The 20863-nt window shown below is 43.7% G+C and carries 14 protein-coding genes; 9 read left to right on the top strand and 5 right to left on the bottom strand.

What is annotated here, in order from left to right; translation table 11 throughout:
- Window positions 1–301: 301 nt before the first annotated feature.
- Together AB6E54_RS15660 and AB6E54_RS15655 are read right to left on the bottom strand one after the other, a co-directional pair.
- Entirely contained in the window at window positions 302–2380 is a 2079-nt protein-coding gene (locus AB6E54_RS15660) for a DUF4962 domain-containing protein (protein ID WP_102394655.1), read from the bottom strand.
- Between the two features lie 218 nt (window positions 2381–2598).
- Entirely contained in the window at window positions 2599–4377 is a 1779-nt protein-coding gene (locus tag AB6E54_RS15655; protein WP_017061477.1) for a sodium:solute symporter family transporter, read from the bottom strand.
- A 1140-nt stretch (window positions 4378–5517) separates the two neighbouring features.
- Here AB6E54_RS15655 and AB6E54_RS15650 point away from each other — a divergent pair.
- From AB6E54_RS15650 to AB6E54_RS15635, 4 genes are all read left to right on the top strand, one after another.
- Window positions 5518–5988 carry a hypothetical protein gene (locus tag AB6E54_RS15650; protein ID WP_016785024.1) on the top strand — a complete coding sequence of 157 codons (471 nt, stop codon included), beginning with the start codon at window positions 5518–5520 and terminating at the stop codon, window positions 5986–5988.
- 25 nt (window positions 5989–6013) lie between these two features.
- A complete protein-coding gene (locus tag AB6E54_RS15645) occupies window positions 6014–6940 on the top strand; it encodes a tripartite tricarboxylate transporter substrate binding protein (protein ID WP_010438355.1) in 927 nt (308 codons plus the stop codon).
- A gap of 88 nt (window positions 6941–7028) precedes the next feature.
- A complete protein-coding gene (locus AB6E54_RS15640; protein ID WP_372106156.1) occupies window positions 7029–7490 on the top strand; it encodes a tripartite tricarboxylate transporter TctB family protein in 462 nt (153 codons plus the stop codon).
- A gap of 8 nt (window positions 7491–7498) precedes the next feature.
- On the top strand, window positions 7499–9001 hold the full coding sequence (locus tag AB6E54_RS15635; protein ID WP_372106155.1) for a tripartite tricarboxylate transporter permease: 1503 nt from the start codon (window positions 7499–7501) through the stop codon (window positions 8999–9001).
- Between the two features lie 210 nt (window positions 9002–9211).
- On the opposite strand, the gene AB6E54_RS15630 is transcribed toward AB6E54_RS15635, so the two are convergent.
- The 3 genes from AB6E54_RS15630 to AB6E54_RS15620 form a co-directional block, all read right to left on the bottom strand.
- Entirely contained in the window at window positions 9212–9928 is a 717-nt protein-coding gene (locus AB6E54_RS15630) for a FadR/GntR family transcriptional regulator (protein WP_010438348.1), read from the bottom strand.
- A gap of 525 nt (window positions 9929–10453) precedes the next feature.
- Window positions 10454–12607 (bottom strand): heparinase II/III family protein, encoded by a 2154-nt coding sequence (locus AB6E54_RS15625; RefSeq protein ID WP_372106154.1) that lies wholly within the window; start codon window positions 12605–12607, stop codon window positions 10454–10456.
- Between the two features lie 2 nt (window positions 12608–12609).
- Window positions 12610–14808 (bottom strand): heparinase II/III family protein, encoded by a 2199-nt coding sequence (locus tag AB6E54_RS15620; protein ID WP_372106153.1) that lies wholly within the window; start codon window positions 14806–14808, stop codon window positions 12610–12612.
- Window positions 14809–15141: 333 nt separating this feature from the next.
- Here AB6E54_RS15620 and AB6E54_RS15615 point away from each other — a divergent pair, with 333 nt between their 5' ends.
- From AB6E54_RS15615 to AB6E54_RS15595, 5 genes are all read left to right on the top strand, one after another.
- Window positions 15142–15477 carry a cupin domain-containing protein gene (locus tag AB6E54_RS15615; protein ID WP_009846518.1) on the top strand — a complete coding sequence of 112 codons (336 nt, stop codon included), beginning with the start codon at window positions 15142–15144 and terminating at the stop codon, window positions 15475–15477.
- A gap of 34 nt (window positions 15478–15511) precedes the next feature.
- A complete protein-coding gene (locus AB6E54_RS15610) occupies window positions 15512–16444 on the top strand; it encodes a sugar kinase (RefSeq protein ID WP_017061485.1) in 933 nt (310 codons plus the stop codon).
- A gap of 73 nt (window positions 16445–16517) precedes the next feature.
- A complete protein-coding gene (locus tag AB6E54_RS15605; RefSeq protein WP_017069898.1) occupies window positions 16518–17144 on the top strand; it encodes a bifunctional 4-hydroxy-2-oxoglutarate aldolase/2-dehydro-3-deoxy-phosphogluconate aldolase in 627 nt (208 codons plus the stop codon).
- Window positions 17145–18005: 861 nt separating this feature from the next.
- On the top strand, window positions 18006–19772 hold the full coding sequence (locus AB6E54_RS15600) for a sodium:solute symporter family transporter (protein ID WP_102332113.1): 1767 nt from the start codon (window positions 18006–18008) through the stop codon (window positions 19770–19772).
- Window positions 19773–20019: 247 nt separating this feature from the next.
- Complete coding sequence (locus tag AB6E54_RS15595) at window positions 20020–20784, top strand: transporter substrate-binding domain-containing protein (RefSeq protein ID WP_017067326.1); 765 nt, start codon at window positions 20020–20022, stop codon at window positions 20782–20784.
- Window positions 20785–20863: the final 79 nt, after the last annotated feature.

Below are 20863 nucleotides of genomic sequence, written 5' to 3'. Positions count from 1 at the left end.
TTTAACAGAACGATAAATATAGGTCTCGTATACTACTCCTGCACCTTTCATTAAGAATAGTGGCTAAGTACATACACAGTCTTTGTGTATATCAACTTCCAGGTTTAGCCCTCGATCTACTGACTTGGCATCGAGAAGCGATTGATTTCTCAGCCAATTAGTTTCGTTTCAACCTGATGGGGTTCCCAACTTTGCCAACTAATACAATTTAACTGAGTATCCAACTTGCTAGCTAACAAAACAAAAAAATCCGAGCTTTCACTCGGAGTTTTTAATATCTAGCTTCTGTTGCTTCAGCGAATTACAGTTCGATTGAAACCGTTTCACCGTCAACATTTAGCATTAGCGTGTTACCTTCAAGCTTGTGAGACACTTCAACTTGCTCGCCTTCGTTCTTATTAGGAACAAGAAGGGTCAGGATGTTGTGCTCTTTCGATGGCTTGAATTCCACTTCAACGTGACGGTGGATTTCAAGATCTTTGAACTCGTATGGGTCAACTTCGCCAAAACCTTCAACATTCTTAACTGACGTGATGTTATCAGCAGACTCGTTGATGAAGTTTACGTCTAGGTGCGCAACTTCGCCACGGATAGTGAAAGACTTGTCTGCCACGTCGTTTGCGAAAGTTGTATGCATTAGCCAAGTCATGTCTTTCTCTTCAGAAAGCGTTGCCTTGTCTTGCATTACGAATACTTTACCTTGAACAAACCAGACCTTACGCTTGTAAGATTCAATTTCAGGAACGAAGTACTTGTAAGACGCTGTCGCATCACCTTCAACCATCTTCACATCAGATTCAGTGTCGAAATCAGAGATGTTGCCGCCCGCTTCGATACAGAAGCGATCTTGATGGTTTTCGTAGCCTGTATTCTTGTTCTCGCCATACTGACCTTTACCGCCAAATAGTGGAAGGTTCTTAGAGAACGTTTGACGACGCCATTTCGTGTGCATATCAACACCGAAACCACCGTAGTAGCCAGTGATTGACGCTAGCGTTTCACCGAATGCATGCAACGTGAATGCGTTTTGGTCACCGTGAGAGTGGCTGATTGAGCCAAACGGAGAACATTTGAATACCATGTGAATATGGTTATCACGCTCAGTCATCTTGTTGTGGAATGCAGCCCAACCCGTGATTGGGAATACTTTCAACAGTGGGTCATTCGATGGTGCTTTCTCTTCAGGTGCATCCCAAAGGAAGTTAAAGCGAAGATCATCGTAACCGAAGTCCCACCAACCGAAGTTGTAGAATTTGGTGTGTGCTTCAGTATCACGGCCTTTCAGTTGGTTGTAGTACCAAACATACTCAGGCTTCTGGTTGACACCTGCGTAATGCTTGATGTTGTAAGCCAGTTTTAGACCTGGGAAATCACCGATTGAAGACTGGTCACAGAAGCTCGCGCGCTTAGAGTGAACAGGCATGCAGTAAAGCGGGAAATCACCTGTGTTTTCGTAGAATGTTTTGTTGAACATGTCTACGCCACAGTATGCTTTCAATAGATCGAATGCTTCGCCTAGGAATGCAGTTTGTGTGTTCCAGTAGTCAGGACCTTCAGCCCAACCGCCGTCTACACCGCCCCATGGTGGGTAGTGTACTGCGTAGTATTCTAGAGCGTATGCAATGTACTCGCCTGCTTTCGGGTGATCGTGGTAAAGCGCGATACACGTTGGGATGATAGCAGAAGAGATAGAACGAACACCGTGGCTGTTCAGTGGGTTGTTCAATAGATCAACCGTCACTTTCAGGTGGTGCATGATTTCGTCTAGACGCTCAATCAAAGCATCTTGAACTTGCTGACGTTCTTCATCTGTAAAGTAACCGTGTAGCCAGTCGTAACCCCAAGCCATAGCCGCGATAACACGGAAAGCTGCTTCATCGTTATAGCCACGAGAAGTCACGCCTTCTGGATCGTACGTAGACAGTTTTAGAGTCCAAGCTTTTGCTTTAGCAATTAGCGCTTCGTCTTCTTTCACAACACCAGCAATTGCTAGGTTACGTGTCGCGTTCAGTGCCATTTGGCAATCAACGTACATTTGACGCCAGTAAGGACGCCATAGAGAAGCTTTACCTACCGTCTCAGCTGGGTACGCTTGAGGCTCTTCGAAAGGAGCAGTCTCAAGGAACTTAACTGTCGAGTTGTTATAGAAATCATCAAACATGCAGTGAGCTTCATCAGCTTTCACTTTCGCTTTGAATTCTTCTAACTGATCTGCTTGAACAAGAAGACGTGGACGTGCTTCGCTCAAGTTGTCTAGGAATGATAGGTCGAAGTCACGTGTTTGGACTTCGATAGGGAGTAGGTCTACAAGATTACCTGCTGAAGTATCATTCTCCAGCTTCATCTTCCTGATTGCATCAAGAGATTTTTGGTCGCTCATTCTAACTCACTTATTTTTCAAGTTGATTGAAAGGAATTAGCAATAATATACGTCTTATTGTAGGACAATTGAATCTATTTCGGTTCGATTGAACCATTTTGTACAGTTTTCGTGATTTAGGTCAGATATCTTCCACCTGACAGTTTTTCCGTTTCGCAGAACAAAAAATGCGACGCCCTTTCGAGTCGTCGCATTCTATTATAAACGTTTTCTCTATATTAGCTTTCGGTTACTGCTTTCGCTTGCTTGCCGCCGTCATCGACCGCTTTAACCAATAGCACACCAACACCACCAACAATCACACCACAAAGGATAAAGACTAGACGTCCCCACATTGGGTTAGTAAGTAGAGCCATTAGCATGATACCGACACCCGCTACCGCAATCAGTTTACCAAGCATTTCACGCTGTTTGTTATCCAGTACTTTCTGTTCTGCTGACTCCGCAACCAATGGAGTAGACAGATTGCCGAAGAACTTATCAACGTCTGCTTGACGCTTCTCAGTTAATGGCTTGTAGAACAGAGTTGATAGGATGAAGAAACCACCTGTCAGCGTAATGTGAGCAATCAGACCGATAGCTACCTTAACATCAGACCATTCACGGCTTGTTAGCTCTTCTAGACCGAAGATTGAAGAGACCATTTCAGCGTTAACAACGAAACCCACGTAGTAAGAAACAAAACCACCAACCACTAGCGTACCCCAACCAGCCCAGTCCGGAGTCTTCTTAATAAAGAAGCCAAGGAATGCAGGAATTGTCATTGGGAAGCCGATCAGTGCGCCTACATACATCATGGTATCGAACAGGCTCAAACCTTTAAGCGAGTTGATGAACTGTGCAATAAGGATGATAGCAATACCAAACACGGCAGAAGTAATCTTAGAAACCGTTACTAGTTCTTTTTCGCTAGCCGTACCTTTACGAACGATTGGTTCATAGAAGTTCTTAACAAAGATACCCGAGTTACGGTTTAGACCAGAATCCATTGAAGACATTGTCGCTGCAAACATCGCCGCAACTAGAAGGCCAACCATACCTGCTGGCATGTACTCTTGTACGAAGTATAGGTAGGCAAAGTCACCCGCTTTCTTACCTGCTTCTGGGTAAGCTGCTGCTAGGTCGACACCTTGACCTGCAATGTACCAAGAAGGCATGAACCAGATAAATACACCACAAAGCATTAGCACACACGCTAGTAGCGCCGCTTTCTTCGCGTTCTTTGAGTCTTTAGCCGCTAGGTAACGGTAAGAGTTAAGCATGTTGTTAGTAATAGAGAACTGCTTCACGAAGATGAAGAATGCCCAAATGCTGAAGATGCTTAAGTAGTTAATGTTGTTACCAGAAAGGAAAGAACCGCCTTCCGCTACAGGGAAGTTATTCACGATTTCACCAACACCGCCACCTTGAACAACAGCAACAACAGCACATGTCACGGTTACTGCCATGATGATAACCATCTGCATAAAGTCAGATGCAATTACCGCCCATGAACCACCCGTTACAGACATTGCCAATACAACCAAACCGGTAATCCAGATAGTTGCTGTCATGTCGAAACCGAAGATACCAGAAGCGATGATTGCTAGTGCGTTTAACCATACACCGGCAGAAACAACACTGTTTGGCATTGAAGACCAAGTGAACACTTGTTCGTTAGTCGCACCGAAACGCATACGAATTGCTTCGATTACCGTTACTACACGTAGTTGACGGAACTTTGGAGCAAAATATGCGAAGTTCATGAAGTAACCAAATGCGTTGGCTACGAAGATGACCGCTACTGCAAAACCATCGTTATACGCTTTACCTGCCGCACCGGTGAATGTCCATGCACTAAACTGGGTCATAAAGGCGGTTGCACCAACCATCCACCACAACATGTTACCGCCCCCGCGGAAGTAGTCACTGGTGGTACTTGTAAATGTTCTAAACATCCAACCTATCGCAATCAAGAATAGGAAATAAATGCCGACAATAATCGTGTTGAGTTCCATCGTGTATCCTTTGTCCGTTGTATTTTGTTACGAGGACTATAGGAAATCTCAAACTTTATTTGTAGTACAATAATCTAAATAAGTGATGGCGATCTTATTTTGATTGATTAAGTTAATTATATATATGACATAGGATGGAATATGGCCAATCCATTAAGGAAATTACTGGTGTTTGAGATGAAAACTCAAAAAACCAAGACCAAAGAACATCATACCCATTAAAATCAAAGACTTATAAAAAAGCGAGACTTTGCACACTTATTAACAAATACAACCAAACACATATAGATATAAAATTCTCAAAAATAATAAAAGCCAAATCAGAGCTGAATCACCCTCATTTATCACACAATAAACCAGTGTTTTATATCAATTGAGAGTAGCTAATTCTATTAGAATTCTACGTAAGTTACTCAATATAGAAGCCACATATCTTGTTGAGATGATGATGGATTCAAAAGATAAAAAATGAAAAATCATGGATGGTGCATAATTATTTGAGGAGAGATCGAGTGTCTAAAACACAAATCTCGCCGCAATATTCTCTTAATTACGATGGTAAAAAGAACTACCGCTAAACGTATACAAGAAAAATTGCCTTAAGAAAGAGTTAATCGGGAGTGAACCAAAACCGTGCTACACATGGTGCAACACACTTCTTAAAAACAAAAAAAGCATTCACTTGGTATACCTTTTTGACTGGTTTTGATGAACCTATAAATGGTTCATCGGGACGTTTAAGTGGTTCACATAATAGTTGAAACACCCGTTTAGCTTAACGGTGGTTAGCGTCTTGCAGGTGAGCCGCTGACATGTTCGCATATAACTCGTTGTGTTATAGGACGCTCGATTATCAAGCCAAAATTTTCTCCCATATGAATTAACAGAACGGCGAGCATATGGTGGTGAGTTTATATCTAGGAAATCAGCCAAAATAAAACTGGATCTGTGTCCATTTACACCCAGCTCAAAAAAAGACCAGAATCACACTATTTCCGAAACAATATGGTTAAAACAAGATCGAAGTCTAGTTAGAAGACTTTCACTTGTGATCGCTCCCCGCTTCCAAGTCATCGTTAATTGAAGAATTATTGTCATACAATATTCTATATTCATCTACCAAACGTAAGGACATGTGGAATGCGATCAATGAAAGATATCACTCAAGACGCTATCGATATCGTTAAACCCTCTATCGACAAGCTGTTTGAAAGAACGAATAGAAAAGAACTGCATATTGTCGTTATGAATCCACACCTCAAGCCTTGGGAAGCCTCTTTTGAAGACGCCATTCTATATGAAGAGTCGTTAGGAGCTCCTGACAACTGGACAATCAAGTTTGATCACCTTGCCCGTAAGAAAGCACAACAAGCGTGGCGAGAATCGACAAGCAATCTAACACTGCACTCCCAACACCCATCTTCACTACGTGACGAAGACTTACTGTTTTATGGTTCGTTTGTTTACGGAAACGTGGTTGTTGCCTGCAGTGGTGTACAACAATGGTATGACATGCTGATCAGTGGCTGGATAGCGGTAGCTATTGAACAGTTAGCAATGCACGAATACCAAACAGAAAAAGCAGAAAACCCTACAAAAACATATCGCTAATAATTAGAAACAGAAGGTACTTATTATGAGTAAACTATTAAAATCCATTATGCTAGCAGCCGGTATACTTGTTTCTGCAACGTCAATTGCAGCTGACTATCCAAGCAAAAACATTCGCTTAGTTGTGCCATTTGGCGCGGGCGGCGGCACCGATGCCGTTGGTCGTACTCTTGCAAATAGCGCGAAAGACATTCTTGGGCAAAATATTTCAATCATGAACCGTACTGGTGGCGCAGGCGCAGTTGGGATGAGCTTTGGTGCTCAGCAGCGTGCGGATGGTTACACATTAACAGTAGTAACACGTGAAATCGCTTCACTTCCTCAAATGGGTTTGATGCGTCATACCGCTGACGACTTTAAACTCATTCGTTTAGTTAACTTAGATCCTGCGGTCGTATTGGTTGCAGCAGATAGCCCATACAACACGATTAACGACCTGATTAAGGAAGCCAAAGAAAAACCAGGCAGCGTAAAATTCGCTTCAACCGCTGCGCCAAACTTCTACCTAATGTCTCTTGAAAAAGATCAAGGCATTAAATTAAACGCTATCCCTTACAACGGTGCATCAGAAGCAATTCCTGCTGTACTAGGCCATCACACAGACGTCACTATGGTTACTCCTGGTGAAGCTATCGCTCAACTTCGTTCAGGCCAACTAAAAGCATTAGGTGTCATGTCTGAAGAACGTATTCAGTACATTCCAGATGTTCCTACTTTGAAAGAGCAAGGCATTGATGTAGTAACAGGTACATGGCGCGGTATTGGTGCTCCAAAAGATACACCTGATGCAGTAATCGAAAAGTTGGGGGCTGCATTTGATGAAGCAATGGCAAGTGAAGAGTTCAAAACTTTCATGGCGAAAGGTGCAATGACGATTCACAATCTTGATGACAAAGCCTTCACTGAGTTTGTTGCAGAAGATACAAAATCATTGACTCAATTAATTCAATAACCTTTGTTCAGAGGCACAGCTTTTATCAGTTGTGCCTCTGTTACTAGTTTGTACCTTTCCCTTGCTTTACTTTTTAGGGGTAAACTCCATGTCTAACTCTCACTCTTACTTAAACCGAAACGTCGTTTTCCCTTCTATCATCATTATCCTTAGCGCAATCGCGTTCGCGCTGATCACTCAATTTGATCGTCCGATGTACCAAGATGCAAGTGTCGATGCAAAATTCTTCCCGATGGTGATTGTGATTGCCCAAATTGCTATCTGTATTGTTCTCATCGTTCAACACAAATTAAAAGGTGCCTCTGAACAACAAGAAGTGATGATAAGCAAGATGTCGATTTTCGGCGTTGCTTTTCTTATTGGCTACGCATTACTCATCAGTGTAGTTGGCTACCTTTATGCTAGTTTGATTGCATTTATGTTCTACCTCGTTTACTTCAAAGTGAAGAAGCCAATCTATTACGTTGTCGCCGTTGTCTTTGTGTTCGCGGTTTACTATCTATTTGGCGAGGTGTTCTACATCGCGCTTCCTGAAGCAACGTGGTCTTAGGAGGTCATATGTTTGAATATCTAATCGATGGTCTCGCAACTGCAGTTAGCTTTGCAGTGCTTCCTGTCCTTGTTTTTGGCGTACTGGGCGGCGTTATTTTAGGCGCACTACCCGGACTTACAGCGACAATGGGCGTGGCAATTCTCCTTCCATTTACCTTTGGCATGGAACCGACTTCAGCCCTTGTGATGTTAATTGGTGTATACATTGGTGGGATTTACGGTGGCTCAATTGCCGCAATTTTACTTAAAACCCCAGGAACACCGGCTTCTGCAGCAAGTGTACTCGACGGTCACACTATGGCTGTTAGAGGACAAGCAGCAAGAGCATTAAGTATTTCTGCTGTTGCATCATTTATTGGCGGGCTGTTAAGTACTATCGTCCTCATCGCGATTGCGCCTAAATTAGCGACCTTTGCACTGCGTTTTAATGCGCCAGAATATTTTGCACTCGCTCTGTTTGGTTTAACGATTATTGCGAGTGTTTCTTCGAACAACATTTTTAAAGGGTTACTTGCGGGAACCATTGGATTATTGGTTTCAACTGTTGGACTCGACCCAATCAGCAGTGTGCCAAGATTTACTTTTGACATCATGGATCTTTACAGCGGAATCAATGTCATCCCTGTCTTAATTGGTTTATTCGCTCTATCTGAGGCATTAAACCAACTAGAGAAGCTGTTCTCTGAAAAGAAAGTCGTTGCACCGAAATTTGACCACAAACTATTAAGTAAAAGTGATCTCAAAGAAATGCTACCAACGGCCATAAAAAGTGGTTTGATGGGAACAACTATCGGCTCGGTACCGGGTGCTGGTGCTGATATATCTGCATTTGTTTGTTACAACGAAGCAAAACGTTCGTCTAAGAACCCAGAAGAGTTTGGTAAAGGCTCGGTTCGTGGCCTTGCAGCCGCTGAATCTGGAAACAACGGCGTAACGGGTGGCTCGCTAGTTCCGTTATTAACACTAGGTGTTCCTGGAGATGCCGTGGCAGCGGTTCTTCTTGGTGCACTTATAGTACAAGGACTCACACCAGGCCCACTGCTATTCGCCCAAAACCCCGAAGTGGTTTATGGCGTGTTCAGCTCAATGTTGGTCGCTAACCTTGTGATGTTAGTGATTGGTTTAATGGGTATTCGCTTCTTCTGTCGAATCATTGAAGTACCGAAGATCATCATGATTCCAATCATTGTCTTCCTTTCAATTGTCGGCGCTTACGCAATTAACAACTCGATGTTTGATGTGGGTATTGCAATCGGTTTCGGTCTACTTGGCTTTATCTTAACTAAACTGGATATCCCTTCTTCACCGATTCTGCTTGCGATCATCTTAGGGCCAATGGCAGAAACAAACCTTAGAAAATCACTGCTGATGTACGATGGCAGTTGGTCTTTCCTTTATGAGCGTCCTATTGCTCTCGCGTTTATCGTGTTAGCTGTATTCTCGGTTTATTCAACGTTAAAAATGAAGAAAAAGCAGAAACAAAAGCAAACTTACGAACATCATGATTAGCCGCTTGTTTAAGCTAGAATATTGAAACAACTCAAAGCCAGAGACAACAGTCTCTGGCTTTTTTCATACATGAAAGCAGCCAATTTTCGTAAACGGTAGACAACAAAAAAGGTATGCACTTGGCATACCCTTTTAAGTCGTTTATCCGAGCGTAATGCTGTTCATCTCTATATGAGGTGACTCATCTACCTACGCTCTAGATTATTTCTATTACGCCGTCGCCAGACGGTGGTTGGCATCTTGCAAGTGTGCAGCAGACACAACTCGTGCCTTATCACTATCACCAGCCATGATTGCTTCATAGATTCTACGGTGTTCATTGATACACGTGCTTCCTTCTTCAGAAGAGTGCACGATGAAGTTCACGAACATCGTAGTCAAGATATTGCCGAATGGCAGGTAGAAGTCATTACCTGTCGCATTAAAGATCAAGCTATGAAAACGAGTATCAATATCTGTCCAACGCTCTTGATCAAATACTTCAGCCTCATCCACTTCTACCATTTTTTGGAAGATTTCTGAAAGTTCAATGCGTTGTTCAGCCGTTGCAAATTTAGCCGCCAGTGCGCACGCTTCAGGTTCAATCGCACGGCGAAGGCCTAAAAACTGAGAACAGAATTGATCTATGTCGGTTAGACCATCCATCCATTCAATCAGCTGAGGATCAAGAAAGTTCCAATATGCGCGGTCGACTACACGAGTACCGATTTTCGGGCGGGACTCTAACAAACCTTTAGAAGTTAATAGTTTAACTGCTTCACGTAGTGCCGTTCGGCTAATACCAAACTGTTCACATAACGCCATTTCACCAGGAATAATAGAACCTTGCGGCAGATCGCCAGACAAGATTCCACGAGCGATTTCACGCGCTACTTGCACGTGCAGGCTACGCTTCGAGCCCGAAATTGAATTAAAAGTGCTAACCATAAGTTCACTTATTTTATATGTTATGTTTATGTATTATTTAAGGATTACTATAACAGTATTTCAACCTACAGCCAATTGAGTAAAATCCAAACGAATCACAACCTGCAAATTTTTATAATCAGAGATTTAAAAAACATCCTGTGAGAAACGTTATCTTAAATCACTCATAAATCCGTACTCAAAACTAACCCTCTTTGTATCGGTATGAAAACCACCAGCACAGCCTCGAAAAACCATGGGAAAAAGGTACACCTTTAGAAGCGCAATTCATTAACCGCCAGAGATTATTAAATGAGATCCCCTTCCCAAATTACATCAGCCTCTGTCCTACACGCATAAAAAAACCGAGCAACTCACAACGAGTTACTCGGTTTGACTTATTTCCGATATTCTTTGTCATCGACATTAATTTCGTTCAGTTACTTAGATGCGAACACCCTTACAATCGAACATGATATGGCGCTTCGTTCCCGCAAAGCACCACATCAGCACACACCATCGTTAAACGGTATGTGTGTTGATCATTTACAGTTGAGCGAATGACCCTTCCCACGAGTATGTCTCACCCGCGAACTCAACAGCGTGAGTTGCTTGCTGCGTGTCTTCAGCTTGGTTTGAAATACCGTAGTGGTAAGTGTTACCAGAAGTAGTCTGAATGCGAACAACAGTCCCGACACTGTTATGGCCCACAACAGATACTGATTTAACCAGACCACGAGCGCCTACAGAGGCTTCGATAGACTCGTTAAAGTAACCATGCGTTTCTAGTACAGAAGCAAACACGTGGTTTTGACCAGACTGACGTAAGATAAGCGCAGGCTCACTCTTAAGGTTGAAGTCTGGATCGTTAGCACCAGTGCGAGCAAAAATCACTTCGCTGCCCGCATTCGCGCTGGTTACTAGGCTGTAGTAACTGCTGTCATGTAGCCAGCTTACTAGAGAGCCCTCTTCGTTCACTTTGCCTGAAGCAACGTTCCATAAATGTTGGTAACCGTTGTCTTCACCTAATGGCTTAAGCGTTGTTTCCATGTTGTAATCGAAGTCAGTGCGAATGATTTGACCCGAGTGGTGAACGGGTAAGTCGTACTGGTGCTCAGCGTCAGCTTCGATGCGGTACACATCAATTACTAGCGGTTTTTCGAACTCAGGTAGTTCAGCAAGAATCACGCTGCGTTGCATGTCTACGCCAGTGTAGTACTCAGAAATGGTGCCGCTCATGCCTTGTAGAGACTGGTCGTCTGCTACGAAGAAGTGCTTCTGACCAAACTTAGACTCAGCCAGTGCTGTGTTGAAGTTGTTCTGCGTTTTCTGATCAACCGTTACTGTGTTGTGAGCAACCGTCTGCTTACAGTAAGACTTGTTCTCTGGGATGTAACGACCGCCAAACTTAGGCTCCACGTTTACCCAACGACCGAAGCCGTAATCGTGCAGCACTTCGTGGCCACGGTTGAATACGCTTAGGTGTAAGCCATCGTAGTGACCGTGGTCTAGCGCAGAGTGATACTGGTGGTCAGAACCGTGCTGACCAAACCAGATCAACGCCATGGTATCGTCGTCTTGCTCATCACGGTGACGAAGAATGCTAACGCCGCCTTTCTCACCTTCAGGGCCGTCGGTAACGAACAGGCTACCCCAGTTGAATGGTTTGATTTCATCAGCTGCTTTAACAGCATCAGACAATGTTTTACCTGAAGCATGAACCCAAACGTTTTGTTGGTGGTTAGCCATACCAAGCAGAGTTTCAGTCTGCTCGTAACGGTGGTAACACACAGACGTTGCCATGATAACGCCTTCATCGTTGATAGAGATTGTCTTCGATGAATCGTTCAGCGCTGGCAATGTACCGTCTGGGAATGCGGTTTTGAATACAGAGTAAGACGTTGTCTTGATCACTGAATCGTTGAATTCATAGATACCAACTTCAGGCTGACGACGTTCAATCGCTTCTGCGAACAGGTAAATTGGACGTAGAGAGAAACGGTGGTAGTAAGGACCTTCCATGTAGTAGCCGTCTGGCGAAAACAGTTGGTCAAGTTGCGCTAAGAAACCGCCGCTTACTTTGTCTAGTTTCAGGCCGTAAAGCGCTTTGTCTACAGACTCTTGATCGTTGATTGCGTAACCACAGATACCTACTGCTGCCACCGCCCATAAGCCGTGGTTGTGTACGATATCGAAGTCGTGTGCGTAAGTCACAACGAACATTTCGATCATTTGCTTAAGAAGATCGTCTTCGATCAGACGTTTTTGCTCTTCAGAGATCGTGTGGTAAATACAGCTGTACGCACAAGAAGCGTAAAGCATCCACATGTTCTCGTTCAACGTTTGGTGGAACAACTTACCCGGAGGGTTAGAGTCACGGCTTACGTTGCTTTCAAGCGTTGGGTATACCGTCGCGTACGCAGTTAACATATCAACGATGTAGTCACGGTATTTTGTTTCCTCAGTGATAAGGAACAAACGGCCGGCTAGATCCATGTGGATGTAGTTTTGCTTGTGACGGTTATGTTCGTAACCGCCGCCTTCACCGTGACCTGGAACTTCAATGCCAACTTCAACCATGTAAGCGTCAGTTTGTTTAATATCGCGAGTCAGTGCGTTACCTAAAAGGCTATCCTTGCCAAGTTCTTTACGAAGCTCTGCTGCTTCATCAAAGTTAAGTAAAAGTGGTTGATAGCTCATTATTATTTCCCCTGCTCTGCTGTGCTTGCTAATTCTGGGTTTAAAATTATTTCTACTGAGTAGAAGCCTGTCCAGCTGTATACTTTGCCGTTCAGTTCTACCTTGTGTTCAGTGTTGTCAGTCGCACCAAGTTGGTTGCTGATCATCACGGTCACATTTGATTTTTCTGTGCTGATTTCGACGACTGAACCTACATTTGTATGCGCGACAACCTTGATGTCTTTCACAACGCCGCGAGCATTGACTGATTGCTCGAATTCTTCGTTGAAGTAACCGTGCGTTTCAACAACAGAAGCAAACAGTGTTGTTTCGCCTTTGCTGCGTAGAATGAATGCAGGCTCTGAACGTAGGTTGAAGCTTGGGTCGTTAGCGCCAGTGCGAGTAAAGATCACTTCAGCATTGTCGTTAGACGTTGCACCTAGCCAAGTGTAGTACGTGTTGTTTTGTAGCCAGCTTACAAGTGCTGTGCCCTTCACTTCACCGCTTGCCACGTTCCATAGGTGTTGGTAACCGAAATCGTCACCTAGAGTGTTTAGCTCTTTGTTTACTTGGTATTCAAAGTTAGTGCGAACAATCTGACCTTGATATTGGTGTGAGTAGTCGTACTGATGCTCACCTTCACCGCCTTTCTCAGAATCTAAACGGTAAAGATCTAATAGTAGCGGAGATTCTAATTCTTCAAGGTTTAGCATGAACACGCTGCGTTGCATGTCAAAACCTTCGTAATGATCGTTAGCAAATGCGCTCATGCCATTGATTTGCTCGTCTTCTACTTTGAAGAAGTGTGGCAAGCCGTGTACTGCATCTGCACGTTCAACGTCAAAGTTGTTCTGACATTTTTCATCAATCGTTACTGCGTTATGTGCAATTGTTTGACGAGCGTAAGATTTGTTTTCGTCTAGGTAACGGCCGCCGAATTTAGGCTCAACGTTCACCCAACGACAGAAGCCGTATTCACGCAGTACTTCTTGACCACGGTTGAAGAAAGAAATACCCAGCGTATCAAAGTTACCGTGACCCATGCCGTGTTGGCCGTAGTTCATCACTAACTGAGAAACGTCGCCTTTCTTATCCTGCATACGGATAAAGCCTTGCGCGCCGTTGTGACCTTGAGGGCCTTCGTTCAATTCAACACTTGGCCAGAAAGGCATGCCGATTTCTTGCTCAGCAGACGCCGCTTCATAAGCTTTAGATAGCTCAAGACCACATGGGTGCATCCAAACTGCGTCTTGAATCTTCGCCATACCAAGAATGTTTTGGTCAACGCCGTTTTCAGATGAGTAATGTTTGCTGTAAACGCTCACTGCAACCTGAACACCCATGTCTGTAATACCCATTGTGCGAGATGCATCGTTCAGAGCTGGGAATTCGCCGTTCGGGTAAGCCGTCGCAAGCATCGCTTGTACTGTGTTACCAATCACGCCGCCTTTGTAGTTGTAGATATCCACTTCAGGCATATGACGGTGAATCACTTCAGCGAACACACACGTTGGACGAATCGCATAACGGTGGTAGTAAGGACCTTCCATGTAGTAGCCAGACGGTGCAAACAGCTGAGAAACTTGCGCTAGGAAGCCGCCAGTGTCGTTACGGTCAATGCCGTACACCGACATTTCAAGGTACTCACGCTTGCCAAGAGCAAGACCACAAATACCGACAGCCGCTACTGCCCAAATACCGTGATTGTGAATTCGGTCGAAGTCGTGTGCGTATTTAACCGTGAACATTTCTAACATTGGTTCAAAAATGCGAGACTCAATATTGTCGCGTTGTTCTTGTGTCAGGGTTGAAGCAACACAAGAGTAAGCTAAGCTTGAGAACATTAACCAGCAGTGTTCGTTCAGGATTTGGTGGAACAAACGACCTGTAGGGTTAGTGTTTTTCTGTACGTGGTAATCAAACGTTAGGTATTTGTCTGCGTACTCTTCTAGTAATTCTGTAACAAAGTCAGCGTACTTTTGCTCTTTAGTGATCAAGAACATGCGACCAGCTAGATTCATGTACGTGTAATTTTGCTTATGGCGGTTATGTTCGTAACCACCAGCCTCACCATGACCTGGGACATCAATAGGTAAACGCATGAATGCTTCTAGATCTTTCGCGTTCGCTGCAATGGTTTTGCCCATTAAGCTAGAACGGCCCACTTCAAGGTGAAGTTGCTCTATTTCAGCTTCAGTCAACAATACTGGTTTAGTCGTCATATTCTTTGTCACCCTCAATAAAGAGTTTATCTGCTTAAACTTTGATTAAATTTTCAAACTCCATATAAAGTAATACAATATGAGCTTTAATTATACCTATTCGTCGCCAAATGATGAGTAGAGTCACACTATTAGTCATAAGTCATTGATGTAGCTGACTAATGGTAAATATCAGCCATTTATTAAGTTGTTGATTTATTTACGCTATATGAAGTATCGCTTGATCAATATCACACAAATTTAGATATATTGTATTACAATTAGGCTCATTCCCTTATGATGGATGCAAGTTAAGTAACACTTAAAAGATTTAAACAGATTAGGAGATACACAATGAACTCTTTCTTTATCCTAGATGAAAACCCATGGGAAGAACTTGGTGGCGGCATTAAGCGTAAAATCGTTGCTTACACTGACGATCTAATGGCAGTACACCTATGTTTTGATAAGGGCGCGATTGGCCACCCTCATACTCACGAAATCCATGACCAAATCGGTTACGTAGTTCGTGGTAGCTTCGAAGCTGAGATTGAAGGCGAAAAGAAAGTCCTTAAAGAAGGCGATGCTTACTTCGCTCGTAAACACATGATGCACGGTGCAGTTGCACTAGAGCAAGACAGCATCCTTCTTGATATCTTCAACCCTGCGCGTGAAGATTTCCTAAAATAATAAACAGCGCAACCTCAGTTGCTAAGGTAAGCATATGAAATCATTAAACATCGCGGTCATTGGCGAGTGCATGGTTGAGCTACAAAAGAAACAAGACGGGCTTAAGCAAAGTTTCGGTGGCGACACACTAAATACTGCACTTTACTTGTCTCGCTTAACAAAAGAGCAAGATATCAACACGAGCTACGTAACAGCACTAGGCACTGACCCATTCAGTACCGACATGTTAGAAAAGTGGCAAGCGGAAGGTATCGACACTAGCTTAATTGCTCAGCTTGATCACAAACAACCAGGGCTTTACTACATCGAGACCGATGAAACTGGTGAACGCAGTTTCCACTACTGGCGTAATGATGCTGCAGCAAAATTCATGTTTGACCAGGAAGACACACCTGCTCTACTTGACAAGTTATTCTCTTTTGATGCGGTTTACCTAAGTGGTATTACGCTTGCTATCTTGACAGAGAATGGACGCACACAGCTATTCAACTTCTTAGACAAATTTAAAGCTCAAGGCGGCCAAGTATTCTTCGATAATAACTTCCGTCCAAAACTTTGGGAAAGCCAACAAGAAGCGATTTCTTGGTACTTGAAGATGCTTAAGTACACAGACACGGCTCTACTGACGTTCGATGACGAGCAAGAGTTGTACGGCGACGAAAGCATTGAACAGTGTATTGCACGTACGTCTGAATCTGGTGTGAAAGAGATCATCATTAAACGTGGTGCTAAAGACTGCTTAGTAGTTGAAAGCCAAAGCGCTCAGTACGTTGCTCCAAACCCAGTAGACAACATTGTTGATACTACAGCGGCTGGCGACTCGTTCAGCGCGGGCTTCCTAGCTAAGCGCTTAAGCGGTGGCAATGCACGTGATGCAGCGTTAGCAGGTCATATTGTGGCAGGGACTGTGATTCAGCATCCAGGTGCTATCATTCCTCTAGAAGCGACGCCTGATCTGTCTCTATAATTACGCACTTTAACTATTAATCAAGGGTTTGCTTAGTTGAAAGCAAGCCCACATTTAACGTGAGAAAGAATTCATGACGACATTAAATGAACAACTAGCAAACCTAAAAGTAATTCCTGTAATCGCTATCAACCGTGCTGAAGACGCTATCCCTCTAGGTAAAGCACTTGTTGAAAACGGCATGCCATGTGCAGAAATCACGCTACGTACAGAATGTGCAATCGAAGCGATTCGCATCATGCGTAAAGAATTCCCAGACATGCTAATTGGTTCAGGTACTGTACTGACTAACGAGCAAGTTGACGCATCTATCGAAGCTGGCGTTGATTTCATCGTAAGCCCAGGTTTCAACCCGCGCACTGTTCAATACTGTATCGATAAAGGCGTTGCAATCGTACCGGGTGTTAACAACCCAAGCCTAGTTGAACAAGCAATGGAAATGGGCCTTCGCACGTTGAAGTTCTTCCCTGCTGAGCCTTCTGGCGGTACTGGTATGCTTAAAGCACTAACAGCGGTTTACCCTGTTAAATTTATGCCTACTGGTGGCGTAAGCTTGAAGAATGTTGATGAATACCTATCGATCCCTTCTGTACTTGCGTGTGGCGGTACTTGGATGGTTCCAACTAACCTTATCGACGAAGGTAAGTGGGACGAACTAGGCAAGCTGGTTCGTGACGCAGTTGATCACGTTAACGCTTAATCTATTTTAGATTGAGTGATGAAGCCTCACCTCGGTGGGGCTTTTTGTTATCTGGCGTTTATTGCGCTGACTAACCGTAAAACACGCTCAATCAACATTATGTTTCCCCCACACCTTATCGCCTTTCTCTCTATGGGCTCGTCCAGCTCCGCGACTAAGACAGGCAATAACAAGTAATGTAAGCTTTCAATCGACTTCAGCACGCATCTAACGAAGCGTTACTGGTGCCCCCTATCGCCTATCCAGCTTCTTATCCAGCCCCTTACCCAGCAATGTTCCTTTTCGATACGTCATCAAACATCTCTCGTGGCATCTAATGAAGGTCACAATAGACAAAGTGCACCGCAAAATGTGTCCCGTCCGTCCAGTTTAACGCCCACTCAGTGACAAAAATTCCAAATATGCACCTCTATGGCACGAAAAAATGAATAAATAGCATAGAAAGGCTACAGAGCCGCAGACAAATACAAAATAGCGAAGTGAAAACAATGAGCTACACTTGAAATCCCAATACAGAATTTTTCAGTATAGAGTTCCAAATTAACGTGAATGTCGTCGCACAACACACCAATTTGTAGCACATTTGTTACGGTTATAATTAAAATCTTATAGATACGGCAAAGTAAGCGCTTTTGTTTATATTGTAATACATATAAACATTTAACCCTCAATTTATTTTAGATCTCAAACAAAATACACTCACATTTAAATTCAATTAAAACAAATACTTATATAACCACGTGTTAGAGGCCGAAAAATCAATGCGACCTAGATCATACTAAAGACATATTGTAGTACAAATAAACCTTGAGACGCGTTAATCTAAGCCCAGTTAATTATGATATTTAAAAGGCTGAAAAGATGACTATTGATACTTTTGTTGTTCTCGCCTACTTCTTCTTTTTAATCGCGATTGGTTGGATGTTCCGTAAGTTCACCACCTCTACAAGTGATTACTTCAGAGGGGGCGGCAAAATGTTGTGGTGGATGGTTGGTGCAACTGCCTTCATGACACAATTTTCAGCATGGACGTTTACAGGTGCCGCAGGACGCGCATTCAATGACGGTTTCGTTATTGTAATCCTATTCTTAGCCAATGCTTTTGGCTACTTCATGAACTATATGTACTTCGCTCCAAAGTTCCGCCAACTTCGTGTGGTAACGGCGATCGAAGCTATTCGTCAGCGCTTTGGTAAAACGTCTGAACAGTTCTTCACATGGGCAGGTATGCCGGACAGCCTTATCTCTGCAGGTATCTGGCTAAACGGTCTAGCTATCTTTGTAGCAGCGGTATTCAACATCCCAATGGAAGCTACCATTGTGGTAACGGGTATGGTTCTAGTATTGATGGCAGTAACCGGCGGCTCTTGGGCGGTTGTTGCTTCTGACTTCATGCAAATGCTTGTAATCATGGCCGTGACAATCACTTGTGCGGTAGCAGCTTACTTCCACGGTGGCGGCTTAACTAACATTGTTGCTAACTTCGACGGCGACTTCATGTTAGGTAACAACCTAAACTACATGAGCATCTTCATCCTTTGGGTTGTATTCATCTTCGTGAAGCAGTTCGGTGTAATGAACAACAGCATCAACGCATACCGTTACCTATGTGCAAAAGACAGTGAAAACGCACGTAAAGCGGCAGGCCTAGCATGTATCCTTATGGTTATTGGTCCACTAATTTGGTTCCTACCACCTTGGTACGTTAGTGCATTCATGCCTGAGTTCGCTGAGCAATACACATCAATGGGCGACAAAGCCGGTGATGCTGCTTACCTAGCATTCGTACAGAACGTAATGCCAGCAGGTATGGTTGGTCTTCTTATGTCAGCAATGTTCGCTGCGACAATGTCTTCTATGGATTCAGGTCTGAACCGTAACGCTGGCATCTTTGTAATGAACTTCTACAGCCCGATTCTTCGTCAAAACGCGACTCAGAAAGAGCTGGTTATTGTCAGCAAGCTAACCACTATCATGATGGGTATTATCATCATCGCGATTGGCTTGTTCATTAACTCTCTGCGTCACTTAAGCTTGTTCGATATCGTAATGAACGTAGGTGCGTTAATTGGCTTCCCAATGCTTATCCCTGTACTACTTGGTATGTGGATTCGTAAGACGCCTGACTGGTCTGGTTGGTCTACGCTAATCGTTGGTGGCTTCGTTTCTTACATCTTCGGTATCTCGCTTCAAGCAGAAGACATCGAGCACCTATTTGGTCTAGAAACAGCGCTTACTGGCCGTGAATGGAGCGACTTGAAAGTGGGTCTTAGCCTAGCTGCTCACGTAGTGTTTACTGGTGGTTACTTCATCATGACTTCTCGCTTCTACAAAGGCCTATCGCCAGAGCGTGAGAAAGAAGTTGACCAACTATTCACTAACTGGAACACGCCGCTTGTAGCGGAAGGTGAAGAGCAACAAAACCTAGATACTAAACAGCGTTCAATGCTTGGTAAGCTTATCAGCACAGCAGGTTTCGGTATCCTAGCAATGGCTCTGATTCCAAACGAACCAACAGGACGCTTGTTGTTCCTACTATGTGGTTCAATGGTACTAACCGTTGGTATCCTATTGGTTAACGCATCTAAAGCTCCGGCTAAGATGAACAACGAGTCAGTTGCTAAATAGCTAAATAAGCAGCTAACAAGTTAAACCAAAATGAAGCCCATGTTATTCGATAACATGGGCTTTTTGTTTGTCTTCGGTTTATCAAAACGGAATATGAAACGCACCTCGATCAATGCTCACAAACCATAGAAATACCTATCTCCTGCCCTCGTTTCATCTTCTTTTCCAACCTTTCCAATGGTTTGATCTCTTTCTCTGATTGTTTCTGTTACTTTGAATGACAACACAAACACAACAGACAATTACAATGAAAAAAACATCACTATTACTTGCTTCCATTGCTCTGGCACTTTCTGGTGTCGCACACGCTGACCAGCTAGAAGACATTCAAAAATCAGGTACTCTGCGTGTGGGCACCACAGGTGACTACAAGCCTTTCTCTTACTTCGATGGTAAAAGCTACTCTGGCTACGATATCGACGTTGCACAGCACATCGCGGAACAATTAGGCGTTGAATTGAAGATTGTTCGTACCACATGGAAAGATCTACTGGCCGATCTAGACGACGATAAGTACGACATCGCAATGGGCGGCATTACACGTAAAATGCAGCGTCAGTTAAACGCGGAACAAACTCAAGGCTACATGACCTTTGGTAAGTGTTTCTTGGTTGCAAAAGGCACCGCAGAACAGTACGACAGCATTGAGAAAGTGAACCTCTCTTCTGTTCGTGTGGGCGTGAACATTGGCGGTACTAACGAGATCTTTGCCGACGCGAACTTGCAGAATGCAAGCTTCACACGCTACGAGAACAATCTCGACGTACCGAAAGCAGTAGCAGAAGGCAAAGTTGATGTGATGGTAACAGAAACGCCTGAAGGTCTATTCTATCAAGTAACTGATGAACGTCTTGAAGCGGCACGCTGCGAAACTCCATTCACCAACAGTCAGTTCGGCTATCTGATTCCTAAAGGTGAACAACGTTTGTTGAACACGGTGAACTTCATTATGGATGAGATGAAATTGAAAGGTGTTGAAGAAGAGTTCCTGATCCACAACTCCCTTAAGTAACTCTTTTCAATTTATACCGTAACAAAAAAGAGGCCAGCAATGCTGGCCTCTTTCGTTATGGTTTAATGGTTCGCTTTTA

Origin of the sequence: Vibrio sp. 10N.247.311.49, from assembly GCF_041467655.1 — a bacterium.
GTDB lineage: Bacteria > Pseudomonadota > Gammaproteobacteria > Enterobacterales > Vibrionaceae > Vibrio > Vibrio crassostreae_C.
The sequence above is the reverse complement of the archived record's forward strand: the minus strand, read 5'-3'. Positions and strand labels throughout refer to the sequence as shown.

Excerpts from the sequence above, each read along its gene's own strand:
- AB6E54_RS15595 (WP_017067326.1), top strand. The coding sequence starts at position 20,020 with ATGAAAAAAACATCACTATTACTTGCTTCCATTGCTCTGGCACTTTCT.
- AB6E54_RS15655 (WP_017061477.1), bottom strand. The coding sequence starts at position 4,377 with ATGGAACTCAACACGATTATTGTCGGCATTTATTTCCTATTCTTGATT.
- AB6E54_RS15615 (WP_009846518.1), top strand. The coding sequence starts at position 15,142 with ATGAACTCTTTCTTTATCCTAGATGAAAACCCATGGGAAGAACTTGGT.
- AB6E54_RS15635 (WP_372106155.1), top strand. The coding sequence starts at position 7,499 with ATGTTTGAATATCTAATCGATGGTCTCGCAACTGCAGTTAGCTTTGCA.
- AB6E54_RS15620 (WP_372106153.1), bottom strand. The coding sequence starts at position 14,808 with ATGACGACTAAACCAGTATTGTTGACTGAAGCTGAAATAGAGCAACTT.
- AB6E54_RS15610 (WP_017061485.1), top strand. The coding sequence starts at position 15,512 with ATGAAATCATTAAACATCGCGGTCATTGGCGAGTGCATGGTTGAGCTA.
- AB6E54_RS15630 (WP_010438348.1), bottom strand. The coding sequence starts at position 9,928 with ATGGTTAGCACTTTTAATTCAATTTCGGGCTCGAAGCGTAGCCTGCAC.
- AB6E54_RS15650 (WP_016785024.1), top strand. The coding sequence starts at position 5,518 with ATGCGATCAATGAAAGATATCACTCAAGACGCTATCGATATCGTTAAA.
- AB6E54_RS15600 (WP_102332113.1), top strand. The coding sequence starts at position 18,006 with ATGACTATTGATACTTTTGTTGTTCTCGCCTACTTCTTCTTTTTAATC.
- AB6E54_RS15605 (WP_017069898.1), top strand. The coding sequence starts at position 16,518 with ATGACGACATTAAATGAACAACTAGCAAACCTAAAAGTAATTCCTGTA.
- AB6E54_RS15625 (WP_372106154.1), bottom strand. The coding sequence starts at position 12,607 with ATGAGCTATCAACCACTTTTACTTAACTTTGATGAAGCAGCAGAGCTT.
- AB6E54_RS15645 (WP_010438355.1), top strand. The coding sequence starts at position 6,014 with ATGAGTAAACTATTAAAATCCATTATGCTAGCAGCCGGTATACTTGTT.
- AB6E54_RS15660 (WP_102394655.1), bottom strand. The coding sequence starts at position 2,380 with ATGAGCGACCAAAAATCTCTTGATGCAATCAGGAAGATGAAGCTGGAG.
- AB6E54_RS15640 (WP_372106156.1), top strand. The coding sequence starts at position 7,029 with ATGTCTAACTCTCACTCTTACTTAAACCGAAACGTCGTTTTCCCTTCT.